General features: G+C 56.4%; 15 protein-coding genes. 4 read left to right on the top strand and 11 right to left on the bottom strand.

Going from position 1 to position 15,497, the window contains the following annotated elements:
* Positions 1-165: 165 nt before the first annotated feature.
* Positions 166-3,378 carry a carbamoyl-phosphate synthase large subunit gene (gene carB / locus JX360_RS05220; RefSeq protein ID WP_244349538.1) on the bottom strand — a complete coding sequence of 1,071 codons (3,213 nt, stop codon included), beginning with the start codon at positions 3,376-3,378 and terminating at the stop codon, positions 166-168.
* A 10-nt stretch (positions 3,379-3,388) separates the two neighbouring features.
* Here carB and JX360_RS05215 point away from each other — a divergent pair, with 10 nt between their 5' ends.
* Positions 3,389-3,829, top strand: a complete 441-nt coding sequence (locus tag JX360_RS05215) for a type II toxin-antitoxin system VapC family toxin (RefSeq protein ID WP_244349537.1) — start codon at positions 3,389-3,391, stop codon at positions 3,827-3,829.
* Here JX360_RS05215 and JX360_RS05210 read toward each other — a convergent pair.
* From JX360_RS05210 to JX360_RS05180, 7 genes are read right to left on the bottom strand one after another with little or no spacing between them, the layout of a single operon-like run.
* Positions 3,811-4,488: a Na(+)/H(+) antiporter subunit B gene (locus JX360_RS05210; RefSeq protein ID WP_244349536.1), complete on the bottom strand. Its 678-nt coding sequence runs from the start codon at positions 4,486-4,488 to the stop codon at positions 3,811-3,813. The two genes, JX360_RS05215 and JX360_RS05210, sit on opposite strands and share 19 nt — an antisense overlap.
* Positions 4,485-5,006 carry a DUF4040 domain-containing protein gene (locus tag JX360_RS05205; RefSeq protein WP_244349535.1) on the bottom strand — a complete coding sequence of 174 codons (522 nt, stop codon included), beginning with the start codon at positions 5,004-5,006 and terminating at the stop codon, positions 4,485-4,487. The genes JX360_RS05210 and JX360_RS05205 overlap by 4 nt, the downstream gene beginning before the upstream one ends.
* Positions 5,007-5,038: 32 nt before the next feature.
* Complete coding sequence (locus JX360_RS05200; protein ID WP_244349534.1) at positions 5,039-5,320, bottom strand: monovalent cation/H(+) antiporter subunit G; 282 nt, start codon at positions 5,318-5,320, stop codon at positions 5,039-5,041.
* A gap of 8 nt (positions 5,321-5,328) precedes the next feature.
* Positions 5,329-5,580, bottom strand: coding sequence for a hypothetical protein (locus JX360_RS05195; RefSeq protein WP_244349533.1), 252 nt, complete (start codon positions 5,578-5,580; stop codon positions 5,329-5,331).
* Positions 5,577-5,981, bottom strand: coding sequence for a Na+/H+ antiporter subunit E (locus JX360_RS05190; protein WP_244349532.1), 405 nt, complete (start codon positions 5,979-5,981; stop codon positions 5,577-5,579). Before JX360_RS05190 ends, JX360_RS05195 begins: the two co-directional genes overlap by 4 nt.
* Positions 5,965-7,419, bottom strand: a complete 1,455-nt coding sequence (locus tag JX360_RS05185; RefSeq protein WP_244349531.1) for a cation:proton antiporter — start codon at positions 7,417-7,419, stop codon at positions 5,965-5,967. Before JX360_RS05185 ends, JX360_RS05190 begins: the two co-directional genes overlap by 17 nt.
* Positions 7,412-7,765: a cation:proton antiporter subunit C gene (locus tag JX360_RS05180; RefSeq protein ID WP_244349530.1), complete on the bottom strand. Its 354-nt coding sequence runs from the start codon at positions 7,763-7,765 to the stop codon at positions 7,412-7,414. Before JX360_RS05180 ends, JX360_RS05185 begins: the two co-directional genes overlap by 8 nt.
* A 174-nt stretch (positions 7,766-7,939) precedes the next feature.
* On the opposite strand from JX360_RS05180, the gene JX360_RS05175 reads away from it, so the two are divergent.
* The gene (locus tag JX360_RS05175) at positions 7,940-9,220 is read left to right on the top strand and encodes a molybdopterin molybdotransferase MoeA (RefSeq protein ID WP_279611269.1); all 1,281 of its coding nucleotides are present in this window, start codon (positions 7,940-7,942) and stop codon (positions 9,218-9,220) included.
* Positions 9,221-9,411: 191 nt separating this feature from the next.
* Complete coding sequence (locus JX360_RS05170; protein WP_425244362.1) at positions 9,412-9,837, top strand: MarR family winged helix-turn-helix transcriptional regulator; 426 nt, start codon at positions 9,412-9,414, stop codon at positions 9,835-9,837.
* A 29-nt stretch (positions 9,838-9,866) separates the two neighbouring features.
* Here the strand turns inward: JX360_RS05170 and JX360_RS05165 are convergent, their stop codons facing one another.
* Both JX360_RS05165 and JX360_RS05160 read right to left on the bottom strand, forming a co-directional pair.
* Positions 9,867-12,494: a DUF3536 domain-containing protein gene (locus tag JX360_RS05165; RefSeq protein WP_425244359.1), complete on the bottom strand. Its 2,628-nt coding sequence runs from the start codon at positions 12,492-12,494 to the stop codon at positions 9,867-9,869.
* Positions 12,495-12,695: 201 nt separating this feature from the next.
* The gene (locus tag JX360_RS05160; protein WP_425244361.1) at positions 12,696-13,754 is read right to left on the bottom strand and encodes an ABC transporter substrate-binding protein; all 1,059 of its coding nucleotides are present in this window, start codon (positions 13,752-13,754) and stop codon (positions 12,696-12,698) included.
* Between the two features lie 212 nt (positions 13,755-13,966).
* On the opposite strand from JX360_RS05160, the gene JX360_RS05155 reads away from it, so the two are divergent.
* Complete coding sequence (locus JX360_RS05155) at positions 13,967-14,362, top strand: hemolysin XhlA family protein (RefSeq protein ID WP_244349526.1); 396 nt, start codon at positions 13,967-13,969, stop codon at positions 14,360-14,362.
* Between the two features lie 99 nt (positions 14,363-14,461).
* Here JX360_RS05155 and mraY read toward each other — a convergent pair whose 3' ends face one another.
* Positions 14,462-15,484: a phospho-N-acetylmuramoyl-pentapeptide-transferase gene (gene mraY, locus JX360_RS05150; protein WP_244349525.1), complete on the bottom strand. Its 1,023-nt coding sequence runs from the start codon at positions 15,482-15,484 to the stop codon at positions 14,462-14,464.
* Positions 15,485-15,497 lie beyond the last annotated feature (13 nt).

Raw genomic sequence — 15,497 nt, 5'->3', positions numbered from 1 at the left:
TTGAAAGCGCTAGAGTGCTCCGCACCGCTGTTGCGAAGGGGATTCCCCCGTGCTAAGTGACTAACGGTCACGCTAGCGTGCCCTTGGCCCAAAGGGCTGTAAGGATCCCTAAAATGACCCTTGACTGTCAAACCCTATCCTACTTGGATTCAATTTTGGATTCGTTCAAGTATGAAACTCCTGTAACGACTTGACCTGCAGGGATCCCGATTGCAGAGCACGAATGGCAGCGGCAGTGGCTCTGGCCCCAGCTAGGGTGGTAACAAGGGGAATTTTGTAGGTGAGGGCAGTGCGGCGAATTTTGTGGCCATCCTGCTGGGCTTCAATGCCAGAGGGGGTATTGATGATCAGTTGGATCTGGCGGTTTTTGATGGCATCAATCACATGGGGACGGCCTTCATGCAGCTTGAGGATTTTTTCCACTGGGATCCCGTGCTCGGTCAATACCGCATGGGTCCCTTCCGTCGCCACCAAGCGAAAGCCCATCTCTGCAAACTCCCGAGCCACCGGAATCACCGCCTGTTTGTCCCGGTCGCTGACACTGATAAACACCGTTCCCTCTAAGGGTAGATTCTGTCCGGCAGCAATTTGCGCCTTGGCAAAGGCCCGACCAAAGTCGGTATCGATGCCCATCACCTCGCCCGTGGAGCGCATTTCCGGCCCCAAGAGCGTATCGGTGCCCGGGAACTTGTTAAAGGGCAAGACCGCTTCTTTCACGGCAATGTGAGGGGGGATCACCTCCTGGGTAAAGCCCAGTTCTGCCAGGGTTTTGCCGCTCATCACCTGGGCCGCATAGTCTGCTAGCGGGTGGCCGATGGCCTTGCTGACAAAGGGTACCGTCCGGGAAGCGCGCGGGTTGGCCTCTAGAATGTACACCTGGTCTTTTTGCACGGCATATTGCACGTTGATCAGCCCCACCACCTTGAGAGCCTGAGCCAATTTCACCGTCCACTCCCGAATCACCTGCAAGACCCCTGGGGTGAGGGTACGGCTGGGCAGCACACAAGCGGAATCGCCGGAGTGGATCCCGGCCTGTTCGATGTGCTCCATAATGCCGCCAATGGTAACAGCCCCCGTCCGGTCGGCAATGGCATCCACATCCACTTCCACCGCATCCTCCAAAAATTGATCCACCAGCACGGGCCGCTCGGGATCCACGGCCACCGCCAGCTGCATGTAGCGCTTCAGGTCTTGGTCAGAATAAACGATCTCCATGGCCCGTCCCCCCAACACATAGCTGGGTCGCACCACCACTGGGTAGCCAATGCGCCGGGCGATCTGGAGGCTCTCTTCCACACTGCGGGCAATGCCATTAGCAGGCTGTTGGATGTCCAATTCCCGCAGAATGTGCTTGAAGCGTTCCCGATCCTCGGCAATATCAATTGAGTCGGGGGGGGTGCCCCAAATGGGTGCCTGGGAAGCCGCCAGGGCTTGCGCCAGTTTCAAGGGGGTTTGGCCGCCAAATTGCACGATCAAACCCACCGGCTGCTCGGCATCCACCAAATTCATCACATCTTCGTGGGTGAGCGGCTCAAAATACAGGCGATCGGAGGTGTCGTAGTCGGTGGAAACGGTTTCTGGATTGGAATTGACCATGATCGCCTCATAGCCCAAGCGGCTAAGGGCAAAAGCAGCATGGCAGCAACAGTAGTCAAATTCAATCCCCTGACCAATGCGGTTGGGGCCACCCCCCAAGATCATCACCTTGTCCTTTTGGGAAGGAAAGATCTCCGACTCGCTTTCGTAGGTGGAGTATTGGTAGGGGGTACTGGCTTCAAATTCGGCAGCACAGGTATCCACAGTCTTGTAGGTGGGGATGACCCCCAGTGCTTTGCGGTAGCTGCGCACCTGGCTTTCCGAGGATCCCGTCAAGTAGGCGATTTGCCGATCGCTGAAGCCCAGTTGTTTGAGGTGCAGGAGGTCTGGGGCTGTCAGGGATCCCAGTTCCCGTCCCTTGAGGGCCTGTTCCACCTCCACCAACTCTTGCAACTTGTCAATAAACCAGGGATCCATCTGGGTGAGCTTGACAATTTCTTCAGCTGTAAAGCCCATCAACAAGGCAGTGCGAATGGTGAGTAGGCGAAAGGGATTGGGGATGCGCAGATTGGCGCGAACCTCTTCTGGGGAAGGAAAGGTTTCCGGTTTGTCGGTACCAAAACCCGGTCGGTCAATTTCCAGGGAGCGTAGGGCTTTCTGGACGGATTCTTGGAAGGTACGGCCAATGGCCATTACTTCCCCCACTGATTTCATTTGGGTAGTCAGAACTGGCTCTGAACCGGGGAATTTCTCAAAGGCAAAGCGGGGCACCTTGGTAACCACATAGTCGATGGTGGGTTCAAAGCTGGCGGGGGTTTTGCGGGTGATGTCGTTGGGGATCTCCGGTAGGGTGTAGCCAACGGCGAGTTTGGCGGCCATTTTGGCGATCGGGAAACCCGTGGCTTTGCTGGCCAGCGCCGAGGAGCGGGAAACCCGTGGGTTCATTTCGATCACCCGAACTTCCCCATTGACGGGGTTGACGGCAAATTGCACATTGGAGCCGCCTGTTTCCACCCCAATCTCACGGATGATGGCGATGGCATAATCCCGTAGGCGCTGGTATTCTTTGTCGGTCAGGGTTTGGGCCGGGGCCACAGTGATCGAGTCGCCCGTGTGCACCCCCATCGGGTCGATGTTTTCAATCGAGCAGATGATCACCACGTTATCCGCCAGATCCCGCATCACCTCCAGCTCAAACTCTTTCCAACCAATTACCGACTCTTCCACCAAAATTTGCGAAACCGGGCTGGCATCCAACCCGGCAGTGCAGATCTCTTCAAATTCCTCTTGGTTGTAGGCCACTCCACCCCCTGTTCCCCCCAAGGTATAGGCGGGGCGAATAATCAGGGGATAGCCGATCTCTTGGGCAATCTGTTTGGCTTCTTCCAGGGTATGGGCCAAGCCAGACTTGGGCACCGCCAGGCCAATCCGCTGCATCGCCTGCTTAAACAAATCCCGGTCTTCCGCTTTTTCAATCGCTTCCTGTTTGGCCCCGATCAGCTCCACCCCATACTTCTCCAGGATCCCCATCTGGGCCAGTTTCACCGCCACATTCAAAGCCGTTTGCCCACCCATGGTGGGGAGCAAAGCATCGGGGCGTTCTCGTTCGATAATTTTCGCCACAAATTCTGGGGTGACCGGCTCAATATAGGTGCGATCCGCCATGCTCGGATCCGTCATGATCGTGGCCGGGTTGGAATTGACCAGGATCACCTCATAGCCTTCTTCCCGTAGGGCTTTGCAGGCTTGGGTGCCGGAATAGTCGAACTCACAGGCTTGACCAATCACAATCGGCCCAGCTCCGATCAGCAAGATCTTTTGAATATCGGTACGACGCGGCATGAGGGATCCTATGGATTGTAGAGTTCAGCATCAGGGTCAGCATCTCATTGTAGAGGGCGCTTGCCGGCTCAGGCTGCTCACAGGGATCCCTCCTCACAGGGATCCCGAAGAGGCTCGCCTCTATATCAGTGTGGTCACGCTTGGTGAACTCCGCCGAGGCATTGAACGCATTCGCCATCGTGGTGATCATCGGCAAGCCGACCTTCTGGAGGCTTGGCTGCAAGTTATTTTGGATGACTATGCCGATCACATTCTGGATTTCACCGTCACCGAAGCTCAGGTATGGGGACGCCTGCGCGTACCTCACCCTCAAAACGCCATCGACAAACAGCTAGCCGCTACAGCTCTGGTTTACGGACTCACTCTGGTCACTCGCAATGTCAACGACTTTGTCGGGACAGGGGTGCCTTTAATCAACCCATTTGAACCGTTTCACAACAAACCGCGGTAGCGGATAAAGATTAGAATGGCTGCCCAAGAACCTAAGGCCACCTTGGTCGCCACCAAGATATTGAGAATCGGGATCCAGCCGCCGCTGATTAGCGCCCCCAACTCACCCGTGGGCAATTGCCAACCGGCCAAAAAGAGAATCGCCACAGCGATAAACGCCACCACCGACAGCTTCTCCCACATCGCGGCCCGCCACTGGGCATAGATCTCCTCCATCCACGTCGAAGAGGCGGTGATTGCAATCAGTCCAATCGCCGTTCCCCCCGCCACTCCCGCCGCAAAGCCACCGCCTGGAGTGAGGTGCCCGCGAATCGCCAGCTCAACCGCAATCAAAGCGGAAATGGTCGCCCCCACGCGCGCCAACACAATCGAGGGAATATCGCTAAACTGGGCCACACTCGCCGTCGGCTGTTCATCCGCCAGCAGGTATTTCGCGCCCAAAATCGCCGTCGAAAACACGACCACTTCAAAGACCGTATCGTAAAGACGATTGCGCAAAATTAAGCCCGTCACCGCATTGGGTACACCACTTTCCGTTGCCAGCACCTGCACCGCCTCAACCGTCGGGAAAACAGCCCCTGTAGAGGTTCCGCTGGCGCGGACGGCGATGATCAGCCACAACGCCACCAGTAACGTCGCCACGCCGTAGAGCCATTTCATGCCGCCATCACCTCAGAGAGAATGGCTTGCTGCGCCAAGATCACCTGTAGGCGGGGCACACGCGTCATCAGGCGATAGTCAGCCGCGCCATCGATTGGCTCAAGGGCAATAGTGTGCACCTCGCGATTCTGCAGTGCCGCCACCAACGCTTCAGGACTGGTATAGGCTGCCAACTCTAAGCGCATATGCTGCGGCTGCAACCCCTGGCGCACCTGCTGCAACAACTGCCGCGCTGCCGGCGTACTGGCATCCAGCACCGGACTGCCTTCAAGTACCCCCAGCCGCATACTCAAGGACGAACGCACCGCAATCGCATAGAGGGTAATCGACAGCATCGTGCCCACCAGCGCCTCCGTGAGCGCCACATCCGCCGCCCCAAACAAGGCATAGATCAAGGCTGCAATGGCTCCCAGGATCCCTCGCATCACCAACGCATGATAAGGATTCACCTGGGTGACCACCAAGCTCGCCGTCAGGGGCAGCAGCAACACAATCACCAGCAACACCGTCTCTTCCATATTGCTCCGCAACGCGAACGCGAACGTGCCTCCTACAACGACTTGCGCTGCGAGCAAAAGGCCAGCACATAGCCCAAGATTGTGTTCCAAATTGCCAACGAAATCAGCGCCAACACCAACAGGGGCCACTCCCGCGGGATCCGCAGCAACAGCCCGATCATGATGCTCATCGAGCCCAAGGTATCCGATACCGAAAGGCTGTGCAGCTTAAACAAAATCGAGCGATCCCCAATCAGGGGTGCCGTTCCCCACAGCCAAAACAGCACCCCAACAGCGAAGAAAAGAGAGCTCAACCCCTCGACCAGTCCTTCCATACCATCCCCTAGAGCATTTCCAGCCGCTTAATCACATGGGCCAACAGCATCAGGGCCGCATTGCCCACCGACAAAATCAAAACCCCGACGATGCCGATCATCCAATCGTCCCGCAGCACCGACACCACCAAAATCAGGATTGCCGTCTTCGTCGCCAAACTGGCAAACGCTAACATTGTCTGCCAAATATCTTCCTTCAGCCAGGCAGCATACAGCGGCAAGCACAGCGTCAAGGTCAACAGAAACAGCAGTAGATTCACACCTCCTCCCGTGGCTTCACCACATGCACCTCATAAGTGCCTTGGGCATCGCAATTGAGCACAATCGTCTTGGGCGTGAAGGTAATCAAAAAGATATCGAGAAACACCAACCCCGCCGAACGATTGGGGAGTGCTTGTTTGTGAACAACCGCCTCAACCGTATGGGGCTTGAGGATCATCTCAAAGGCTTCCCGGTAGGCCTGCGGAATGGCGAGAACAATTTCCTGGAGCACCCGCCCCCAATCGCGCCATTGCACCGGGGCTGAGGGCTGACGCGGCAGTAGCAACGTGACAGCTACACCGATGGCAATATTGGCCCAGCTCAGATCGCCGGTCAGCAAAAACCAAATCAACAGCCGCAGGCCAATTTCCAATACACCCAACTTAGGGTAGCGCGACATGATTCACCCCAGCGAACAGGACTAACATCAGCACCAACACCAGACTCAAAACCCCAATTACCGCCTCTACCCCCTCATCCAAACGCCACTGCGGCTGGGGAACCCGCTCCCAGAACCAGCCTAAGAGGATCCCCAGACTCAGGCTGAGCAGCGCCTTGAGGAGGCTGTCAGCACTATAGGCCGCCGGTAACCAGCCCCAGAGTAAGCCCCCACCCCAAATCAGCAGGGCTACCTTGTCTTGCCAGCCTGCTTTACCAGTGATTCCCATCGTCTCCTGGGGAGATGGTGCCAGCAGCACCCGTACTCCCACACAGGTTGTCCCAATCGTCACCAGGGTGAGCAGCCACTCGTGCCAAGGAGTTAGCCCAGACAAGCTCAGGGCTTTTGCCCCATAACCCAAACCACCCGGCACCCCGGCAAGTGAGGCCGCCCCCAGAATCAACATGGGCCAGCGCCAGCGATTTTCTACTGCTGCCCCAATAAACAGCAAGGGTTTTGCCAGTCCGTGGGCAAGGCCATACAAACCCGCCCACTGGGGCGCCGCAATCACGAACCCCATCTGCGAGACCGAGCTCCACGCCAAGAGCCGCTGTGGGGTTTTGGACATCAAGGCAAAGGCAATCCCAAAAACGGCTGAGCCTGCGCTCAGATAGGGCAACCACTGCGCCAAGACCGGCGAGGCTTCACTGCAGCGGGCCATGGCCATGGCTCCCGCTTTGGTGGTAAAGCCGCTGAGCACCGCGACGATCACACGATCCCCGCTGATATAGGTGAGGGGCAGCCACAGGCCCGCGACAAAGATCGCCCCCTTCGCCAAAAGGCCGAGGGTAATGAGCGCCAGAGCCGTCGGTGTGGCGGCAGCCAAGCCGCTCATGGCAAAGGATCCCGTGCGCACATAGACCAGCACCGTCCCCATCAAGTAGAAGAGCATGGCAACATTGCTCATAAACAGGTAGCGCAGCCCCACCCAGAGCTGACGATCCCCTACCCTTGGTTGGTGCTCAGCCCGCCGCCCATAGGTCAAGAGCAAAAATACCCCCACACTGAGCACTTCAAGGGCCACGTAAACGCTGATTAAATCGGCGCTGATGATCACAGCGTTGGCACTGCCGTGGACAATCAACAACTGCATGGCCAGAAAGCGACTGCCCACAAACCGCTGATCCAGATACAACGCCACCACCAGCGTCACCAGGCCATGGGCCAAGAGCATTGAGGCCACGTTGGCATCGATCCGCAGCGTTACCCCGAAGTGATCCAGCAGCTTAAGCTCCACTGGCAGAGCAGTTGCAGCGGGTAAGCCCCCGTGCTGCACGGCATAGACCACCGTCAGCGCAGCCATAGCGATTGCACTGGGGCGCGTTAAAGCTGGCACCAAGTAGGTGGCGAAGGCCAACAAAAAGGGCAGTGCCACCCATACCAGTGTGAGCTCAATCATCGGCGTTCGCGTCAGCAGCGATCGCCTGCTCGATACTCTCGACTTCCAGGGTGGGGTGGTTGCGGGCCAGCTTCATTACCCCCACCAACATCAAGGCTTGCACCGACAGACCAATCACAATGGCCGTCAGGATCACCCCCTGAGGCACCGGATCGGCATAGGCCAGCTCACGCCAGGGCTTGTAGATAGGTGTGAACACACCGCGCCGCGCCGCCCAAATCACAAAGAAGGCAATCACACCCGTACTCATCACATCCATAGCGATGATCTTCATAATCAGGTTGCGCTTGATCACGACTCCCAAAAAGCCAAGGATGATCGTGATGATGATGGCCGCATTCGACATTCGCACCTCACTCACTGTGTCTGAGCATGATCCAGTCCATTTAGTTCAGTATCCAGCCTCCTCGGTCACAGCAGCTAGATTGGCAACCGCGACTTTCGAAGCGGCCACTTCAGCTGTGGCCATGCAGCGCAGGTTGGGTTTCCAAACATTCTCTGAGGCGGCGCTGAAAAACCGATGGAAGCCCTCAGCGGCAGGGCCAAGGCCTTAGGATGGAGGTTATTGGGGATCCCGTCTGTCATGTTGCCGGTTGCCGAAGCTGAAGCCCTAATTTTGCAAGCGGTTCAGCCGTTGGGTACGGAGTGGGTGGAGCTGGGATCCGCCCAAGGGCGTATTCTCAGTCAGACCTTATGTAGCCCGCAAGATTTTCCCGCTCAGCCCACCTCCAGCATGGATGGCTATGGGGTGCGCTTTGCCGATGTGCAACAGGGGATCCCTTGTGATCTACAGGTGAGTGAGACAATTCCCGCCGGGAGAGCACCCGCAACGGAGCTGCAACCCGGGCAGGCGGTGCGCCTCTACACAGGTTCGGTCTTGCCCGTCGGGGCCGATACGGTGGTGATGCAGGAATACACCCAGCGGCTATCAGAAGCACAAGTTCGGATTCTCAAGGAGCCACAGCAGGGTGAATTTGTTCGGCCCCAGGGGAGTTTTGCCCAGCAAGGGGATCCGCTCCTAGAAAGAGGGCAACGGCTGGAAGGGGCGGAACTGGCGGTCTTGGCAGCCCTCCGGCAAGCGGTGGTGCCGGTGTTTCGTCAACCGAGGGTGGCTATCCTCTCAACTGGGGATGAGTTAGTGCCGATCCAACAGGTACCGGGGCCGGGGCAAATCGTCGATTCCAACCAATACGGCTTAGCGGCTTTGGTGCAGACAGCGGGAGGGATCCCCGTGAAACTGGGCATTGTGCCTGATCACCCCCAGGTTTTGCGGGAGACCATGCAGCAGGCACTCGGGGCTGCCGATGTGGTGATTTCCTCCGGGGGCGTGTCGGTGGGGGATTTTGACTACGTAGAACAGTTGCTAGAAGACCTCGGGGGAGCCATTTTTATTCGCAGCGTGGCCATCAAACCCGGCAAACCGCTGACGGTGGCCCGGTTTTCAAATCTGCACGGCCCTGACAAGTTGTACTTTGGCCTGCCGGGTAACCCTGTCTCTGCCTTGGTTACCTTTTGGCGCTTTTTGCACCCCGCCCTCAGAAAAATAGGGGGATCCCTGCCACCTTATTTAGAGGTTATTTCAGCTACCAGCCTTAAAGATCTTCATGCCGATGGCAAGCGCGAACATTATCTCTGGGGTAGATTGCACCTTAAGTCGGATCAGGCCCAGTTTCAGCCCGCTAACAGTCACAATTCTGGTAACTTAATGAACCTGACCGGATGCAATGGCTTGGCGGTGCTACCCATAGGCACAACTCAAATCCCTGCCGGGTCGCCAGTTCAGGTGTTACGGCTGCCGTGAAAGAGACTGCAAATGCTTACTTTGTATTAGGACTATGTTGGAGTTGGCTATCATTGAGTTAAGACTGTACCCGATCGTTTAGCCTGACTCACCGACTCTTCACTATGCCCACCACCACTGCCACTCGCTCCCCCCGCACCCAAAAAAGCGGCACTAGCAGCAAGAAAAGCGAGCCTATCAAACCCTCCGTGCTGGCCGCCCGCGAACCCTTCTTGGGGCTGTTGCGAGATCTGGCACGGGCCTATCAAGCCTTTGAAAATTATTCTGGAGTGCATATTCGGCAAATGGGGCTAACCTCTCCACAGTTTGATGTGTTGGTTACCCTCGGCAACACTCCCGGCATGACCATGAACGTTTTGGCCAAGAAAACCTTGGTTACCAAAGGTACCCTGACGGGCATTGTGGATCGCCTCGAGCAAAAGGGCTTGGTGCGCCGCGAAGTACCCCCCGAGAATCGCCGCTGCTTCAAGATCGTGCTAACAGAGGCAGGCGAAAAACTGTTTGAGGACATTTTCCCCGTCCACATTGCCTATTTGAAAGAGCGCTTCCAAAAGTTGGATCCCTCGGAGATTGCCCAGATCCAAACCGCCCTGCAACGGTTGCACTCTGTTTTTTGAGTTTTCAAGGATTTTGGAGGGGGGTGCACCTATATATCAGGGTTAAACCCTCCCTGCTGCGGTTGCAGATGACGCAGCCAAGCGCTGACGTTGACCCGAATCCGTTGTCCAACCTGCAATAGGCGGTGTAGGTTATCGGCAGAAATATCCTGACACTCTTCCTGCGGCCAAGCGGGACAGCGGGGGCTGATCTGGCGTTCTAATCCAGTTAAGTAGAGTTCCTGCAACCGATCAATAGCAATCGGTAGGCGTAGATCTGCTGCCAGTTGCAGCCACTCCTCCAGATTGTAAAGGTGCTCGCTAAAGGTTTCGGGGTCAAAGGCGTGGGCCAAATGCCACATTCCCCGATGGAGGAGCCGATCCAGGGCATGGGCTGCTTCTTCTCGCCGCAACTGGCATCCCAGTTGCTCTGCTTCCTGGGCAATAGCCCGCAGTTCCATCAAGTGATCCCGTTTGCCCTCTTCCATTTCCATCGCCCGCAAACTGGCCAGAAGGCGTTGGTTAAGGGTGATCTGGGCTGCTGCCAACAACTCCTCCGGGATCGGCAGGCCATCGGCACGGAAAGCCATCAAGACTCCATAGTTGTCTAGATAGGTTTGGCGATAAAGCTGGGCCAGGCGGGTCAGGGTATCCTGGGTAAGCCAGCGCATCATCTGCTGCCGATCTTCATCGGTCAGGGTATTGAGATCAAACGTTTCTGGCCCAAACAACTCTTGCAGTAACAAAATCAACTGCACCCGACTCTGGGATCCCGACAGCAAACGGGTTTTTAACTGTTCATAGGCGCGCCGACCGGCAAAGGACTTTACGCCACACTGAAAGTCCCAGCCGCCAATATGGAGCACGGCATAGATCAGATCATGTTCCTCCCGCGTGGTGGGATAGGTGAGCTTGACCCGCCCAATGGTTAGGGTCGATGCCCCCAGTTGCAGCCGCTCCCGATCCACTTGCTCCAGCACATAACCATGGGATCCGCTTTGTCGATGCGGGATCCCGTTGAAGATGGAAGCCATAGCCTGCTGAGCCACCAGCCGATGGGGGCTGATCAAGCTGGGGCGAACCAAGGCCCAATACACCCCCTCCCCATTTTTATAGGTGTCGACGTTGCTGGGGGCTTTGCTCAAGCGATGTAAAAACTCCTCTTCTAGGTTCAACTGGCTCACTTCAGCAGCCAACTGAATGGCCCGGGCTGCATAGCGCAGGATCTGTACCCCCTCCGGTCGGGAAAGCTCCTCAAAAAACCAGCCACAACTGGTAAACATCAACTGGCTGTAGCGCTGCATCTCCAAAAGGCGCAACACTGCCACTTGATCTTCAGCACTGAGGCGGTGGCTTTGGTGTTCTCGCAAAAAGGCATCACAGCGTTCCCGCTCTAGAATTACCTCAATGTAGCGATCCCGCGCCAACCAGGGATCCCGGAGATAAGCTTTGGCCTCCATCTCGTAGATTTCCGCCAGCTGATCCCGTAACCAATTGAGGGATTCCCGCAGCGGTTGCCGCCAGCGCTGATGCCACCCTCCACCCCCCCCACAACCGCAGTCTCTGGACCAGCGCCCCACGCCATGGGCACAGCTCCAAGCCGTTACGGGTTTGAGTTGCACTTCCCAAGTAGGCGGATGTTGGCTAAGGAAGTGACTGTAGTTCCCCACTTGCCAACCCCGTCGCGGAAATTCTTCACAAAAGGCATAGGCCAGTGTGCGTTCTACGCCCCGCTTGTGATGCCCAAAAGTTTCGCCATCGGTGGCACAGTTGAGCAGCAGAGCTTCCTGCAGCAAGTTGCCTTCTTTGGCTGGGCGCAGAGCCGAATGAAAGCGTTCTGCCAGGTGATAGCTGCTGTAGACCATATCCCCGAAGCCGAGATCCCGGGAAATGGGGCCATCGAAGAAGAAAATATCCAGATAACCATCGCGGTCAGGCGTAAAGCAACGGTAGGGCCGCCGCGGATCAATCTGGTTTTGACTGACATCGATCCATTCGCTTTGCCCCAAAGGACGAATCCGCTGGGCTTGACTAGGGGCCAAAATCACAAAGCGGATCCCACACTCCACCAAGGCAACCACTGTCGCTGCATCAATGGCGGTTTCCGCCAGCCACATACCCTGCGGATAACGCCCAAATCGGTGTTGAAAGTCGGCAATGCCCCAGCGGATCTGGGTGTACTTGTCTCGCTCATTGGCCAGGGGCAGGATGATGTGGTTGTACACCTGGGCAATCGCATTACCGTGGCCGTTGAGTCGCTCCGCACTCAGCCGATCCGCTGCCAGAATGCGCTGGTAAACTTCCATATCCTGCTGTTCCAGCCAGGAGAGGAGGGTAGGGCCAAAGTTAAAACTGAGATATTCATAGTTGTTAACAATGCGTACCACTTGCCCCTGATCATCGAGGATGCGGGCAAAGGCATTGGGACGATAGCACTCTGCCAGAATGCGCTCATTCCAGTCGTGAAAAGGGCTAGCGCTGGGCTGCCGTTGAATGCGGTTGAGGCTGGGATCCTCTCGGGGAGGCTGATAGAAGTGCCCATGCAAGATGACATAGGGCGCGGTCACCATTGCCCGAACTTTGACAGGAGGAGCGGCGTCAGGTTGGGAAGAAGGGGGAGGGTCTTGCCCTGAGTGTGCCGCTGGCTTAGCGGAAGGGTGAGAGCCACTCGGCATCATTGTTAACCTAAGTTCATATCCATACGTTACAGCGATCCCCGATCTGCGGCGGCGAATGTAAAGGATTTAGTCAGAATATTTGACGGCGAACAAACATCCGTCAGTAATCTTTGCGTTTCTCCCAGACTGCAAAGGGATCCAAAAGGGATCCCGGGCAGGCCGGAACCCCTGACCAGTTTGTGATCCCCGTAACAGGTACCGTTAGCTGGTGGGGGCTGACTTGCCGGTAGCCATTTCCCATACCGAATAATCCACCACTGCTGCAGGCGGATCAGCACTGAGAATGCCCAACGCCTTCAGGGTTTCCACATTGGCTTGGTAAACCGAGGGATCCAACAATCCAGCATTGCCCTCCAAGGTAGGGCCCGCTTGGTACAGTTTGGCAATTTCAGTCATTTGCCAGGTTTGATGCTTGAGGGGATCCGATTCGGAGCCGGATCCTTGGCAGGTTGCCCCACAGAAGGTCAGAACAACTTGTACGGTTTCTTCTGGATTGGCTACGGCGTAATCCCAGCCCTCAATCGAGGCTTTTACCAGTTTGGCGGCAATTTCTTTGCCGGATTGGCCGGATCCCTTAAAGTTGCTGTCGTTCAAGACCCGCTCGGTGGTGAAGAGCAAGTCTTCCAGCAAATTGATGTCGTAGTCCGGCAGGTGGATCACATTCAACTCGCTGAGAGGGTACCCCAAGCCGACAATCTGGTTCAGCTCGTTGTAAAGCATGGCCGAAGCCACATCCACCTGATCCGGGAAGACCAAAGCAGGATCAAAACCGTAGGTGATCAGCTCCACATCCGGGTTGCTCACGCCCGTATCCAGGCTGGTGGTGAGGTCGAAGGCTTTCATCAAAGCCAGCGCTGGATATTCGTTGCCGGAAGGCCAAATACCCACCTTCTTGCCTTTGAAGTCAAGGGGTGTTTCGATGCCGCTGGATTTGAGGGACACCATCGCATAGCCAGACTGTTGGAAAATCTGGGCAATGTGAACGACCGGCAGTCCTTGAGCCCGTGCCGTCAGCAGGTCGGTAATCCAGGTATTGCCAAAATCGGCCCCACCTACGGTCACCGTCTGAATTGGGGATTGATCCCCAATCGGCAAGAGTTCCACATTCAACCCTTCTGCCTCGTAAAAGCCTTTTTCCTTGGCAATCAGGTAACCGGCAAATTGGGCTTGCGGGAACCATTTCAGCTGAAGTTTGACATCCACCAACTGGCTTTGGGCCTGGGATCCCACCCCGAGTACCGTTGTTAGAACCAGCACCATGCCCAGTAGCAAAGAGAGCAAAGGAACTCCGTGTCTACGGTTAGAGGGGCTGCGCCAGCGAGACCACCAGCGGGAACGGTTACTGCCTAAAGTCATATTGCGATCTTTCTCCCAAGAGTGTCGTGCCAAGACTGTAGAGGATCTGCGGCTGGCTAGAATGTTCACCATGCTCACAATACCTGCGGGGAGAGCAACCATCAGGGATCTTTATCATGAGCGAGCCGACTTTACAGGAACTGAAAGAGCTTATCCTCGCTATGGATAAGAAGATTGATGTCCAATACCAGGAGCTAGATAAGAAATTTGACTTGCAGTATCAGAGGCTTGACCAAAAAATGGAAGTAGGTTTCCGAGACCTACATGCCCAGATAGATGGGGTTAGAGCTGAGATCAAGCAAGTAGAAACCCGCCTAGAAGGGAAAATCCAGCAGGTGGAAACTCGTCTGGAAGGAGACCTGAAGCGTGTCGAAGAAAAGTTGACCGAGAAAATAGATGGTTTGGGAAAACGCCTGGATTTTCAAGAATTCATCAGCCGTGGGGCAATATTGACCTTAGTGGGAGGGGTATTAACTGGGTTTGTGAAGTTTCTCTTCTTTTCCAATTCTTAACTGGGATCCCGCTAACCCCCACTGCCTATCGCTGTTCGCGGCCAATCCATTTCTGCAGGGAGGGCACTTGAAACTGGGCAGTTGGGTTAACAAGTCGGCTCAAACCCCGGCCCAATGCCACCAGGCCCAGCCTAACCCCACCAACAGCGCCGTGATCCCATACAGGGATCCAACCACCTGTACCTCAGACCAGCCCCCCAATTCCAGATGATGATGGAGCGGGGACATGCGCAGCAGACGTTTCCCTTCCCCTGTTTTGCGTTTGCTGTATTTGAAGTAGCTCACCTGCACAATCACCGACAGCGCCTCCACCACGAGCACGCCCCCCATCCAGGCCAAGGCCCACAGTTGATCCCCGAGCAGCGCCAAACCCGCTAGCGCTCCTCCCAAACCCAGGGATCCGGTATCGCCCATGAAGACCCTTGCCTTGTGGTGGTTGTGGGCAAGAAACCCCAAACAGGCGCCGCTCAACCCAAAAGCCAGCAGCGATAACTGCGGATCCGCCTGGATCAGCCCCAGCCCAAACAGCAAAATCGCCACTACCCCTGCCGCCAACCCATCCATGCCATCCGTCAGGTTGACGGCGTTATTGGTGCCCACCAGCACAAACACCGCCAGCGGCCAAAACAGCCCACCCAACGGGAGCCGGCCTAGCCCCGGTACCGTCAGCCCAGTAGGGATCCCTTGCCAGGCCAAGTATCCACAAAAGACAGCTGCGATCCCCAATTGCAAAAACAGCTTTTGCTGGGGAGATAATCCCTTGTTGGATTGCTGGCGAATCACCTGCCAATCATCCAGCCAACCGACAAAGCCATAGGCCAAAGTGAGCCCGGCAACCGCCAGCACCTGGGGATCCCATCCCGTCCACCCCAAAGCCACCAGCAGCCCCACCGGGAGAAAACTGATCCCCCCCATGGTCGGCGTACCCGCCTTTTTTAGGTGCGATTGTGGCCCTTCCTGGCGAATCACCTGCCCCGCTTTCCACCGTTGCAACCAAGGGATCAACAGGGATCCCAATACCATAGAGGCCACCACACTCACCCCAAAGGGGACAAGCACCCAGGGGCGTACTCCCGCCAACAGGCCCGTGAGCACCAAGCCCAACCCCAAGGAGAGCAGCATCCCCCCCCATGGA

Source organism: Thermostichus vulcanus str. 'Rupite', assembly GCF_022848905.1.
In the GTDB taxonomy this organism is placed as follows: Bacteria; Cyanobacteriota; Cyanobacteriia; order Thermostichales; family Thermostichaceae; genus Thermostichus; species Thermostichus vulcanus_A.
The sequence above is the reverse complement of the archived record's forward strand: the minus strand, read 5'-3'. Positions and strand labels throughout refer to the sequence as shown.

Coding starts and splice junctions, on each gene's coding strand:
- carB (WP_244349538.1), bottom strand. CDS start 3,378: ATGCCGCGTCGTACCGATATTCAAAAGATCTTGCTGATCGGAGCTGGG.
- JX360_RS05215 (WP_244349537.1), top strand. CDS start 3,389: ATGGATTGTAGAGTTCAGCATCAGGGTCAGCATCTCATTGTAGAGGGC.
- JX360_RS05160 (WP_425244361.1), bottom strand. CDS start 13,754: ATGGTGCTGGTTCTAACAACGGTACTCGGGGTGGGATCCCAGGCCCAA.
- JX360_RS05155 (WP_244349526.1), top strand. CDS start 13,967: ATGAGCGAGCCGACTTTACAGGAACTGAAAGAGCTTATCCTCGCTATG.
- JX360_RS05190 (WP_244349532.1), bottom strand. CDS start 5,981: ATGTCGCGCTACCCTAAGTTGGGTGTATTGGAAATTGGCCTGCGGCTG.
- JX360_RS05180 (WP_244349530.1), bottom strand. CDS start 7,765: ATGTCGAATGCGGCCATCATCATCACGATCATCCTTGGCTTTTTGGGA.
- JX360_RS05175 (WP_279611269.1), top strand. CDS start 7,940: ATGGAAGCCCTCAGCGGCAGGGCCAAGGCCTTAGGATGGAGGTTATTG.
- JX360_RS05185 (WP_244349531.1), bottom strand. CDS start 7,419: ATGATTGAGCTCACACTGGTATGGGTGGCACTGCCCTTTTTGTTGGCC.
- JX360_RS05205 (WP_244349535.1), bottom strand. CDS start 5,006: ATGGAAGAGACGGTGTTGCTGGTGATTGTGTTGCTGCTGCCCCTGACG.
- mraY (WP_244349525.1), bottom strand. CDS start 15,484: ATGCTGCTCTCCTTGGGGTTGGGCTTGGTGCTCACGGGCCTGTTGGCG.
- JX360_RS05200 (WP_244349534.1), bottom strand. CDS start 5,320: ATGGAAGGACTGGTCGAGGGGTTGAGCTCTCTTTTCTTCGCTGTTGGG.
- JX360_RS05210 (WP_244349536.1), bottom strand. CDS start 4,488: ATGAAATGGCTCTACGGCGTGGCGACGTTACTGGTGGCGTTGTGGCTG.
- JX360_RS05165 (WP_425244359.1), bottom strand. CDS start 12,494: ATGATGCCGAGTGGCTCTCACCCTTCCGCTAAGCCAGCGGCACACTCA.